The sequence below is a fragment of the Tepidimonas aquatica genome (assembly GCF_007556585.1).
Classification (GTDB): Bacteria; Pseudomonadota; Gammaproteobacteria; order Burkholderiales; family Burkholderiaceae_C; genus Tepidimonas; species Tepidimonas aquatica.
The window spans coordinates 84,410-95,640 of sequence record NZ_VJNA01000006.1 but is presented as its reverse complement, the minus strand read 5'-3'; the positions used below and the strand labels follow the sequence as shown (position 1 = coordinate 95,640).

At 67.3% G+C, this 11,231-nt stretch carries 11 protein-coding genes and 1 tRNA gene; all 12 read right to left on the bottom strand.

Going from position 1 to position 11,231, the window contains the following annotated elements; all coding sequences use genetic code 11:
* Positions 1–40 precede the first annotated feature (40 nt).
* Positions 41–115: transfer RNA gene (locus tag Taqua_RS03455), tRNA-Val, on the bottom strand.
* An 89-nt stretch (positions 116–204) separates the two neighbouring features.
* Positions 205–915 carry a DNA polymerase III subunit epsilon gene (gene dnaQ / locus Taqua_RS03450; protein WP_144324745.1) on the bottom strand — a complete coding sequence of 237 codons (711 nt, stop codon included), beginning with the start codon at positions 913–915 and terminating at the stop codon, positions 205–207.
* A 38-nt stretch (positions 916–953) separates the two neighbouring features.
* The gene (gene fdx / locus Taqua_RS03445) at positions 954–1,292 is read right to left on the bottom strand and encodes an ISC system 2Fe-2S type ferredoxin (protein WP_144324743.1); all 339 of its coding nucleotides are present in this window, start codon (positions 1,290–1,292) and stop codon (positions 954–956) included.
* A gap of 2 nt (positions 1,293–1,294) precedes the next feature.
* The gene (gene hscA / locus Taqua_RS03440; protein ID WP_144324741.1) at positions 1,295–3,190 is read right to left on the bottom strand and encodes a Fe-S protein assembly chaperone HscA; all 1,896 of its coding nucleotides are present in this window, start codon (positions 3,188–3,190) and stop codon (positions 1,295–1,297) included.
* Positions 3,190–3,756 (bottom strand): Fe-S protein assembly co-chaperone HscB, encoded by a 567-nt coding sequence (gene hscB / locus Taqua_RS03435; RefSeq protein WP_246094604.1) that lies wholly within the window; start codon positions 3,754–3,756, stop codon positions 3,190–3,192. The genes hscA and hscB overlap by 1 nt, the downstream gene beginning before the upstream one ends.
* On the bottom strand, positions 3,734–4,057 hold the full coding sequence (gene iscA / locus Taqua_RS03430; RefSeq protein WP_132961498.1) for an iron-sulfur cluster assembly protein IscA: 324 nt from the start codon (positions 4,055–4,057) through the stop codon (positions 3,734–3,736). Before iscA ends, hscB begins: the two co-directional genes overlap by 23 nt.
* A gap of 2 nt (positions 4,058–4,059) precedes the next feature.
* On the bottom strand, positions 4,060–4,467 hold the full coding sequence (gene iscU, locus Taqua_RS03425) for a Fe-S cluster assembly scaffold IscU (protein ID WP_144324739.1): 408 nt from the start codon (positions 4,465–4,467) through the stop codon (positions 4,060–4,062).
* A gap of 40 nt (positions 4,468–4,507) precedes the next feature.
* On the bottom strand, positions 4,508–5,728 hold the full coding sequence (locus tag Taqua_RS03420) for an IscS subfamily cysteine desulfurase (protein ID WP_144324737.1): 1,221 nt from the start codon (positions 5,726–5,728) through the stop codon (positions 4,508–4,510).
* Between the two features lie 33 nt (positions 5,729–5,761).
* Positions 5,762–6,295, bottom strand: a complete 534-nt coding sequence (locus tag Taqua_RS03415) for a Fe-S cluster assembly transcription factor (RefSeq protein WP_132961501.1) — start codon at positions 6,293–6,295, stop codon at positions 5,762–5,764.
* Between the two features lie 125 nt (positions 6,296–6,420).
* On the bottom strand, positions 6,421–8,370 hold the full coding sequence (locus tag Taqua_RS03410; protein WP_144324735.1) for a sensor histidine kinase: 1,950 nt from the start codon (positions 8,368–8,370) through the stop codon (positions 6,421–6,423).
* A complete protein-coding gene (locus Taqua_RS03405) occupies positions 8,367–9,020 on the bottom strand; it encodes a LuxR C-terminal-related transcriptional regulator (RefSeq protein WP_144324733.1) in 654 nt (217 codons plus the stop codon). Before Taqua_RS03405 ends, Taqua_RS03410 begins: the two co-directional genes overlap by 4 nt.
* A 56-nt stretch (positions 9,021–9,076) precedes the next feature.
* The gene (gene uvrB / locus Taqua_RS03400; RefSeq protein WP_144324731.1) at positions 9,077–11,146 is read right to left on the bottom strand and encodes an excinuclease ABC subunit UvrB; all 2,070 of its coding nucleotides are present in this window, start codon (positions 11,144–11,146) and stop codon (positions 9,077–9,079) included.
* Positions 11,147–11,231 lie beyond the last annotated feature (85 nt).

Genomic DNA, 11,231 nt, shown 5'->3' with positions numbered 1-11,231 from the left:
CAAAAAACCCAGCCACACGGGCTGGGTTGGGCTATATGCTTGGTGGGTGATAGTGGGATCGAACCACTGACCCCTGCCGTGTGAAGGCAGTGCTCTACCGCTGAGCTAATCACCCGGCGACGTCATGTCGTCGTCGATGAGCGTTATTATAGACGACTTTGCGGCTGATTTTCGGCGCGGGCGGCGCTGGCGCAACGCTTGGCGTCACACCGCACCCACGCGGCGCCACACGGTGCGCCCTTTGGTTTCCTGGTCCAGCGCGGCCAGCAGCGCTTCGTGCGCCGCGAGCTCGTCGGCGTCGGGCGCCAGCACCGGCAGCTCCAGCGACGACAGGTCGCGGCGCACATCGTCACCAGCCCCTTCGCCAAGGCTGGCGCCGAGGTCGATCACCAGCGACTCCTGCCCGCGGGTCATGTAGATGTAGACGTCGGCCAGCAACTCGGCGTCCAGCAGCGCCCCGTGCAGTTGCCGCCCCGAATTGTCCACCCCCAGGCGGTCGCACAGCGCGTCCAGGCCGTTGCGCTTGCCCGGCCACATTTCCTTGGCCAGCACCAGCGTATCGATCACGCCACGCACCAGCGCGCGGGTCGGCCCCAAGCCCAGGCGGCCGAACTCGGCGTCCAAAAAACCCAGGTCAAACGGCGCGTTGTGGATAATCAGCTCGGCGCCTTGCAGGTAGTCGGCCAGCTCGGCGGCGATGTCGGCAAAGCGCGGCTTGTCGGCCAAAAACTCGCGCGTGATGCCGTGTACACGCAATGCGCCTTCGTCGATGTCGCGGTCGGGGTTGAGGTAGTAGTGCCGGTTGTTGTGCGTCAGTTGCCGGTTGACCAGCTCGACGCAACCGATTTCGATGATGCGGTCGCCGTTGTGCGGCGACAGGCCCGTGGTTTCGGTATCGAGCACGATTTGACGCATGGGTCGTCCAAGGCCAGGCCAGTGGGCGCGGCGGCGCTTCAGTGCCGCTCGCGCGCGTGGTTGATGGTGTAGCGCGGGATTTCGATCGTGACATCCTGGCTGCCCAGACGGGCTTGACAGCTCAGGCGCGAGGTGGGCGCCAAGCCCCAGGCCTTGTCCAGCAGGTCTTCTTCTTCTTCCGTGGGTTCGCCCAGCGACGCGTAGCCTTGCCGCACGATCACGTGGCAGGTGGTGCACGCGCAGCTCATCTCGCAGGCGTGCTCGATGGGGATGTCGTGGTCCAGCAGCGCCTCGCAAATCGAGGTGCCGGTCGGAGCATGGATGGTGGCCCCCTGGGGACAGATCTCCGGGTGCGGCAGTACGGTGATGGCAGGCATCGTCAGATGGACTCCACGTGGCGCCCGGTCAAAGCCTGGGCGATGCTGCGGTTCATGCGGCGTGCGGCAAAGGCCTCGGTACCTTTGGCCAGCGCTTCGGTGGCGGCGGTGATGGCGGCCGTGTCGTCGCCCTGGCGCACGGTGTCGAGGTGCTGCAGCAACGCGTCGATGGCGGTGCGCTCGCTGTGGTCGAGCAAGTCGCCATCGACCGCCAACGCGTGGCGCGTGGCCAACAGCAGGCGCTCGGCTTCAACCCGCGCCTCGGCCAGCGCGCGCTGGCGCATGTCGGCTTCGGCGCTGGCAAAGCTCTCTTGCAGCATGCGGGTGATGTGCTCGTCGCTCAAGCCGTACGACGGCTTGACTTCGACGTGCGCTTCGATGCCGCTGGACAGCTCCCGCGCGCTGACGGTCAACAGCCCGTCGGCGTCCACCGTGAAGGTGACGCGGATGCGCGCCGCCCCCGCCGCCATCGGCGGGATGCCGCGCAGCGTGAAACGCGCCAGGCTGCGGCAGTCCTTGGCCAGGTCGCGCTCGCCCTGCACCACATGGATGGCCAGCGCGGTCTGGCCATCTTGGAAGGTGGTGAAATCCTGCGCCCGCGCGGTCGGAATGGGGGTGTTGCGCGGCACGATGCGCTCGACGATGCCGCCCATGGTCTCGATGCCCAGCGACAGTGGGATCACGTCCAGCAGCAGCAGTTCACCTTCGGGATCGTTGCCGGCCAGTTGGTTGGCTTGGATGGCCGCGCCCAACGCCACCACCTGGTCGGGGTCGAGGTTGGTCAGCGGCGGCCGCCCGAACAGCGCCGCCACCGCGTCGCGCACGAGCGGCATGCGGGTCGATCCGCCCACCAGCACGACGCCCTTGACGTCGTCCACCCCGATACGCGCGTCGTGCAGCACGCGGCGCACCGCTTGCAGCGTGCGCTCGGTCAACGGTCGCGTGGCGGCGTCCAGGTCGGTCATCGACACCGGCAGGCTGGCCCCACCCACGGCAGCCGGCAGGCGCAGCGGCACGGCCTCCCCCGCCCCGGCGCTGGACAGGGCTTCTTTGACACGGCGCGCCTCAGCCAGCAGGTCGGCCCGGGAGGGCGGCGTCAGCGACTCCAGCGTGGCATCGGCTTGCGCGGCCCGCAACGCCCACGCGGCCAACGCGCGGTCGTAGTCGTCGCCGCCCAGGGCCGAGTCCCCCCCGGTGGCCACGACTTCGAACACCCCCTTGGTCAGCCGCAGCAACGAGACGTCAAACGTGCCCCCGCCGAGGTCGTACACCAGGTACATCCCCTCGGCGGCGTTGTCCAGACCGTACGCGATGGCGGCCGCGGTCGGTTCGTTGAGCAGCCGCAGCACGTTGAGCCCCGCCAGCCGCGCGGCGTCTTTGGTGGCCTGGCGCTGCGCGTCGTCGAAGTACGCCGGCACCGTGATGACCGCGCCGTACAACTCGGTGCCGAAGGTGTCTTCGGCACGCTGGCGCAGCGTGGCCAGGATCTCGGCGCTGACCTCCACGGGGGTTTTGTCGCCCGCGACGGTGCGCACGACGATACCGCCAGGGCCGTCGGCCACCGTGTACGGCAGCCGCGCGGCCACGCCATCACGCTCAATGTCCGCCAGCGCACGGCCCATCAGGCGTTTGACCGAGCTGATGGTGTTGGTCGGGTCGTCCACCTGGGCGGCCAAAGCGTCGAAGCCGATCTGGCGCGACGGCTGGTGGCCCGGCGGCAGGTAGCGCACGACGCTGGGCAGGATCACGCGCCCTTGCGCGTCCGGCAGGCACTCGGCCACGCCGTGGCGCACGGCTGCGACCAGCGAATGGGTCGTGCCCAGGTCGATGCCCACGGCGACGCGTCGTTGGTGGGGGTCCGGCGTCATGCCGGGCTCGGAGATTTGCAACAGCGCCATCAATCGTGTTCCGTATGGGCGGCTGCGTGCAGCCGCGCGTGCAGTTCGTCCAGCAGGCGTTCGATGAACATCAGCGCGCGCACTTGCGCCACCGCGGCCTGGGCGTCACCAGCGTCGTCGATGGCGTGCGCCAGCGCCTGCATCCGCCGGGCGCGTTCGGCCTGCACGTCCGCTTCGAGCGCGCGCAGCGCGCTGGTGTCGCCGCCGGCGTCTTCCAACGCCTCGCGCCACTGCATTTGCTGCGCCAAAAAGTCCGCCGGCATGGCGGTGTTGGACTCCGCCTGCACCGGCGCACCGTGCAGTTCGCACCAGTACGCGGCGCGCCGCAGAGGGTCGCGCAGGCGTTGGTACGCCTCATTGATGCGCACCGACCACTGCATCGCCACGCGCTGCGCGGCCGCCCCCTGCGCCGCATGACGATCGGGGTGCGCCAGACGCTGCAGCGCCTGACGGCGCTGGTTCAGCTCGTCCTCGTCCAGCGCAAAGCGCCGCGGCAGGCCCAACAGCGCGAAGTCGTCGGCCTGCAGCGCACCCAGTGTCGCTTCAGACGCGGAATGACTCGCCACAGCCACAGCGGTCACGCTCGTTGGGGTTGTTGAACTTGAAGCCCTCGTTGAGGCCCTCGCGCACGAAGTCGAGCTCGGTACCGTCCAGGTACGGCAGGCTTTTGGGGTCCACCAGCACCTTGACGCCATGGGCGTCAAAGACGATGTCTTCCGGCGCGGCCTCGTCGGCGTACTCCAGCTTGTACGCCAAGCCGGAGCAACCGGTGGTTTTGACGCCCAGCCGCACCCCGATGCCCTTGCCTCTGCGGGCAAGGTACTTTTGAACGTGCCGTGCGGCGGCTTCGGTCAGGGTGATGGCCATGGTCAAGCGGTTTGCTCCTGCGCGGCTGCGGCGTGCTTGCGGCGGTAATCTTCGACCGCCGCCTTGATGGCGTCCTCGGCCAGGATCGAGCAGTGTATCTTGACGGGCGGCAGGGCCAGTTCTTCGGCGATTTGGCTGTTTTTGATCTGCACCGCTTCGTCCAGCGTCTTGCCTTTGACCCATTCGGTCACCAGCGAGCTGGAGGCGATGGCCGAGCCGCACCCGTAGGTTTTGAAGCGCGCGTCTTCGATGACCCCGGTTTGCGGGTTGACCTTGATTTGCAGCTTCATGACGTCGCCGCACGCCGGCGCGCCGACCATGCCGGTGCCGACCGTGTCGTCGTTTTTGTCGAAGCTGCCCACATTGCGCGGGTTTTCGTAGTGGTCGATGACCTTGTCGCTGTATGCCATGGTCACGCTCCTGGTGGTGTTGGTAAAACCGGGTGCCGCGTCAATGCGCCACCCACTGGATCGAATCGAGGTCGACGCCCTCCTGGTACAGCTCCCACAGCGGCGACAGCTCACGCAGCTTGGCCACGTTGGCCTTGATGGCTTCGATGGCGTAGTCGATGTCGGCCTCGGTGGTCCAGCGCCCGATCGTGATGCGCAGGCTGCTGTGCGCCAGCTCGTCGCTGCGCCCAAGCGCGCGCAGCACGTAACTGGGCTCCAGGCTGGCCGAGGTGCAGGCCGACCCGCTGGACACCGCCACCCCTTTGATGCCCATGATGAGCGACTCGCCCTCGACGTAGTTGAAGCTCATGTTGAGGTTGTGCGGCACGCGCCGTGTCGGGTGGCCATTGATGTACGACTGCTCGATCTGCGTCAGCCCCGCCACCAGGCGGTCGTGCAGGCGCTGGATGCGCGGCAGCTCGGTGGGCATTTCGGCCTTGGCGATGGCAAACGCCTCGCCCATGCCGACGCACTGGTGCGTGGCCAGCGTGCCGGAGCGCAGACCGCGCTCGTGCCCGCCGCCGTGCATCTGCGCTTCCAGCCGCACGCGCGGCTTGCGCCGCACGTACAGCGCGCCGATGCCCTTGGGGCCGTAGGTCTTGTGCGACGCCAGGCTCATCAAGTCGATAGGCAACTGACGCAGGTCGATCTCGACCTTGCCGGTGGCCTGCGCGGCGTCGCAGTGGAAAATCACCCCTCGTTCGCGGCAGATGGCGCCGATCGCGGCCACGTCCTGGATGACCCCAATTTCGTTGTTGACCAGCATCACGCTGGCCAGGATCGTGTCGGGTCGCAGCGCGGCACGAAACGCATCCAGGTCCACCAAACCGTCGGGCTGCACGTCCAGGTAGGTGACCTCAAAGCCTTCGCGCTCCAAGTGACGGCAGGTGTCCAGCACCGCCTTGTGCTCGGTTTTGACGGTGACGATGTGGCGCCCGCGGTCCTTGTAAAAGTGTGCCGCTCCTTTGAGGGCCAGGTTGTTCGACTCGGTGGCGCCGCTGGTCCAGATGATTTCGCGCGGATCCGCCCCGATCAGGTCGGCCACTTGTTCACGGGCATGTTCAACCGCTTTTTCCGCTTCCCAGCCCCAGGCATGGCTGCGCGACGCCGGGTTGCCGAAGTGCTCGTGCAACCACGGGATCATTTTTTCGACGACGCGCGGATCCACCGGCGTGGTGGCGCTGTAGTCCATGTACAAGGGGTAGTGTTGGGTGTGGCTCATCGCGGCGCTCTCCTGCTGCGTCGAGGTGGTGGGTCAGTGCGCGCCGGCGGTGGCCAGCGCGAACACGGAATTGGGGGCGTTGACCCGGATGGGTTTGACCACGGGGTTGGGCGAGATGGCCCGCTTCAGCGACGGCCCTTGCTCGACAACCGCCCCGCGCGCAAGCTGGTCGTCGACCAGCTTTTGCAGCGTCACCGAGCGCAAAAACTCCAGCATGCGGGCGTTGAGCTCTTCCCACAGCTCGTGGGTCATGCAGGGCTGGCCCTCACCGTGGCAATTTTCCTTGCCGCCACACTGCGTGGCGTCGATGGGCTCGTCCACCGACAGGATGATGTCGGCCACCGTGATTTCGCTGGCCTTGCGCCCCAGGGTGTAGCCGCCGCCAGGACCACGGGTGGACTCGACCAACTTGTGGCGACGCAGCTTGCCAAACAGCTGCTCCAGGTACGACAGCGAGATGTGCTGACGCTGGCTGATGGCGGCCAACGTGACCGGTCCACTGGCCTGGCGCAAGGCCAAATCGATCATCGCCGTGACGGCGAAGCGCCCTTTGGTGGTCAGACGCATGGCAACACTCCTGGTCGTGCGGCAGGTCCGGACACCGGTGGCGTCCGCATTCCTGACTGTTTTGCTAGAGTATAGCAAAAGCCGAACAAAAAAGTCGGGAATACCCCGCGCCGACCGGCGGTTTTTCAGCGCATCCAACCGCTGTCCGACACCGGCCTGCCCTGCCCGATCGGGAAAGCGAACTCGATACCGGTGCCGGGATGGGCATCGTAAAAGCGCACCATGGCGCCCAGGCGGGCCGCACGCGCCAGCACGTTGCGCAGACCACGCCCCTCGGCCGGGCGCTGCTCGACGGGCGGCAGGCCGACGCCGTCGTCTTCGATGGCCAGGATCACGTGGTCCTCGCGCACCCAGGTGCTGACCGTGATGCGCCGGGCCCGTGCGTGCTTGACCACGTTGGCAAAAATTTCCTGCAGGCAGCGAAACAGGTGCAAGACCCCGCGCGAGTCGAGCATCGCCAACGGTGGCACGTCCTGCACCTCCCAGCGCAACTCCAGCCCCACGCTCTCCAGCGCCGGCCCCAGCCGCCGGCGCAGCGTGCCCAGAATGGCTGGCAGGTCACCGTCCATCGGTTCGAACGAGTCCAGCGTCAGGCGCAACTCGTCCAGCGCCTGGCGCAGCATGGTCGCCAGCGCGTCGCGGTCGAGCTGGGCGTTGGGGTTGCGCACCAGGTTGAGCGTTTGCACCAGTTGGCTGCCCAACCCGTCGTGCATGTCGCGCATCAGGCGCCGGCGCTCCTCTTCGATGACGCGTTGGCGCTCGGCCGCTTGCAGCTGCGCAAACGCCTCGTTGAGCTCACGCTCGCGCTGCGCGATGCGCTGCGCCAGCGTCGCGTTGAGGCGGTGCACGGTTTGGGCCCAGGCGGCCGCACGCTCCACCAACACCCAACCCAGCGTCAACGTCAACACGAGGCTGCCGACCGTCATCCAGCGCAGGTCACCGTCACCGGGCATGTTGAGCTGGATGACCGCAAAGTCCCGCACGGCCGTCAACCACGTGAACAGCGCCACCAACGCCACCAGCAGGTGCTGCTGCAGCAACGCCCGTGCGCGCCATTGGTCCACCACCGCGGCGAGCAACGCCACGGCGGCAAACACGGTCATCAGCGCCGCCCACACGCGAATCAAGTCGTAGGACTGCAACCACAAGGCAGCGGCCGTCCACAGCGGCGACAGCGCCATCGTCGCCCACGCGCCCTGGCGTACCCAGGCCAGCCGCCGGCCGAACAGCTCCTCGATCGTCAGCACGAAAAACCCGACATACACACCGAAGGCGCTCCAGCGCAGCAGAATCAGCCAATCCAGGGGCAGCGGCGGCTCGACGGCGGTGACCAGCGCGGTGCGTGCCCCCAGCGCCAGCGCCGCCACCGCCATCAGCGCGAACAGCCGCTCTCCCAAGGCCCGCCACAGCAGCAGCGCCAACGCGCCGATGAACAACGCCAACGCGGCCATCACCCAAGAGCCCGTGACTTGCCACATCAACAGGGACTGATGGCGCTCCTGCAACATGGCCTGGGGACCTAGCACGATCGGCCACAGGCCGCTGCGCTCCAGCACGCGGGCCTGCACCTCGACGACGAGTTCGTTGTCGGCCGGTTGGGCCGTCAGCAACGCGGCGGGCAAGGCCACCAGGTGGGGCACGGCATGGCCCAGCACGCTGGCCTCGGGCGCGGCGTCCCAGCCAAACTGGTAGATCTCCTGCCCGTTGAGCAACACCCGCAGCCGCGTGCCCACCCGCGGCATCAGCATCGCCAGCCGCGGCGTGTCGCCCGCAACGTAGCTCAGCCCGGCGGGCCAGGTGATGCGGTAGCGCGCTTGATCCCACCACGCCGGCCCTTCATCGTCGAGGACGTGCGGCAACGTCACGCGCCGCGGCGGCTGCCCGGGGTCATGCGGCAGCGACAACAAGGCCGTCTCCACTTTGAAGGTGCCCGGCGGCTGCCACGGCCGGGTGAGCATGTACAATACCCACAACAAGCCGGCCAACGCCAGGGCCAGCACCACCGTCAGAACCCGCGACGACACCCGCACCGCCGAGCGCGGGGCGGCCACGGGTTGGCCGGTGCCAGTCGTCACAGCAGCCCCCGAGCCTGCGCGGCACGCACCACCTGCACACGGGTGCGCACGGCCAGCTTGCGGTACAGGTTTTTGATGTGGGTGCTGACGGTGGACACGCCGATACCCAGCCGTTGAGCAATCTCCTTGTTGACGTAGCCTTGCGCCACCAGCCGCAACACGTCGGTTTCGCGCTCCGACAGCACCGGCACCGGGCCATCGGCGGGATCGGGCTCGTCCTCGGCCTGGCGAAATTGCTTCAGCAGCATGCGCGCCAGCAGCGGTGAAATCGGCGCGCCCCCCTGCCGAATTTGTTCGATCGCCTCGATCAGCTCCTCGGCGCTGCAGCCCTTGAGCACGTAGCCGGTGGCGCCCAGCTGCAGCGCGCGGATCAGACGCGACTCGTCGCCGAACACGGTGAACACCAGCAGCTCGGCGTCGGGGCGCACTTTGGCCAGCGCGCGCAGCATATCTTCGCCCCGCCCGTCGGGCAGGCCCAGGTCGACCAGAAACACGTCGGCCCGGCTGTGCGGGGCCATACGCTGCGCGTGGGCGAACGTGTCGGAGTACCCCACCAGCTTGAAATCGCTGCGCGCAGCCAGGGCGTCTTCGACGAAGCGCAGGATACTGCGGTCGTCTTCGATCAGGTAGATGCGCATGGTGCCCGTCATGGCGAAATTGTCGGCCAAGCACGGGCCGCGCCGCCTCCCCCAAACGGGGGAGGTCGTCAACCTTCGACGACGTCGGGATGCTGCGCGCCGAGCACGCGCGCTTTGAGCGCCAGCAGTTGGTCGCGCACGCGCGCCGCGGCCTCGAACTCGAGGTTGCGCGCGTGCTCCAGCATTTGCTTTTCCAGCTGTTTGATGGCACGCGCGAGGTCTTTTTCGTCCATGTCCTGCAGCTCTTGGACGCTGGCGCGCACCTCGGCCGCACGCTGCGCCACGACCTGGGCGCGGTCGCTGGCCACGCCGTCGATCAGGTCTTTGATGCGTTTGCGCACCCCCCGTGGGGTGATGCCGTGCGCGGCGTTGTAGGCCAACTGCTTGGCGCGGCGACGCTCGGTTTCGTCGATGGCACGGCGCATCGAATCGGTGACGCTGTCGGCGTACAAAATGGCCATGCCGTTGAGGTTGCGCGCGGCGCGGCCAATGGTCTGGATCAGGCTGCGTTCGGAGCGCAGGAACCCTTCTTTGTCGGCGTCCATAATCGCTACCAACGACACCTCGGGGATATCCAGCCCTTCGCGCAGCAGGTTGATGCCCACCAGCACATCGAACGTCCCCAGCCGCAGGTCGCGGATGATTTCGGCCCGCTCCACGGTGTCGATGTCGGAGTGCATGTAGCGCACCCGCACGCCGTTGTCGTGCAGGTATTCGGTCAACTGCTCGGCCATGCGCTTGGTCAGCACGGTGATCAGCACCCGCTCGTGTCGCTGCACGCGCAGGTGGATCTCGTGCAGGGCATCGTCGACCTGGGTGCTGGCCGGCCGCACCTCGACCACCGGGTCCACCAACCCCGTCGGGCGCACCACCTGCTCGACCACCTGCCCGCTGCGGCGCAGCTCGTACTCGCCCGGCGTGGCCGACACAAAAATGACCTGGCGCATGCGCTGCTCGAATTCCTCGAACTTCAACGGCCGGTTGTCCAGCGCGCTGGGCAGGCGAAAACCGTAGTCGACCAGGGTTTGCTTGCGTGCACGGTCACCGTTGTACATGCCGGCCAGCTGCCCTGTCATCACGTGGCTTTCGTCCAAAAACATCAACGCGTCGGGCGGCAGGTAGTCCACCAGCGTCGGCGGCGGCTCGCCTGGGCGGGCGCCCGAGAGGTGCCGTGTGTAGTTTTCGATGCCCTTGCAATGGCCCACTTCGGCCAGCATCTCCAGGTCGAACCGGGTGCGTTGTTCCAACCGCTGGGCTTCCAGCAGCTTGCCCTGCTCGGTGAACCAGCGCACGCGCTCACGCAGCTCGGCCTGGATGGTGTCGATGGCGCGCAGAATCTGTTCGCGTGGCGTGACGTAGTGGCTGCCGGGGTAGACCGTGAACCGCGCCAAGGTGCGCTCGATGCGGCCGGTCAGCGGGTCGAACAGGCTCAGGCGCTCAACCTCGTCGTCGAACAGCTCGATGCGCAGCGCCAGTTCCGAATGCTCGGCCGGAAAGACGTCGATCACATCGCCCCGCACGCGAAACTTGCCGCGCACGAACTCCTGCTCGTTGCGCTGGTACTGCATGCGCACCAACTGCGCGATGATGTCGCGCTGCCCCAGGCGGTCGCCGGTGCGCAGCGTGAGCACCATGCGGTGGTAGTTCTGCGGATCGCCTATGCCGTAGATGGCGCTGACCGTGGCCACGATCAGCACGTCGCGCCGCTCCAGCAGGCTTTTGGTGGCGCTGAGACGCAGCTGCTCGATGTGCTCGTTGATGGCGCTGTCCTTTTCGATGTACAGGTCGCGCTGCGGCACGTAGGCTTCGGGCTGATAGTAGTCGTAGTAGCTGACGAAATACTCGACCGCGTTGTGCGGAAAAAATTCGCGGAATTCGCTGTACAGCTGCGCGGCCAGTGTTTTGTTGGGTGCAAACACGATGGCCGGCCGCCCCAGACGGGCGATGACGTTGGCCATCGTGTAGGTTTTGCCGGAGCCCGTCACCCCCAGCAGCGTCTGAAACGCTTCGCCGTCGCGCACCCCTTCCACCAGGCGCTCGATCGCCTCGGGCTGGTCGCCCGCGGGCGGGTACGGCTGGTACAACTCGAAGGGCGATCCCTCGAACCTGACGAACGATCCATGCGGCTCAGTGCTCATACGCCCGCAGTGTAGCGAGCGCCGCGGCGCTGCACCCGCCGCGGGGCGCTGCGGCGACCGTACAATAGCCGGTTGCGCGCGTGCG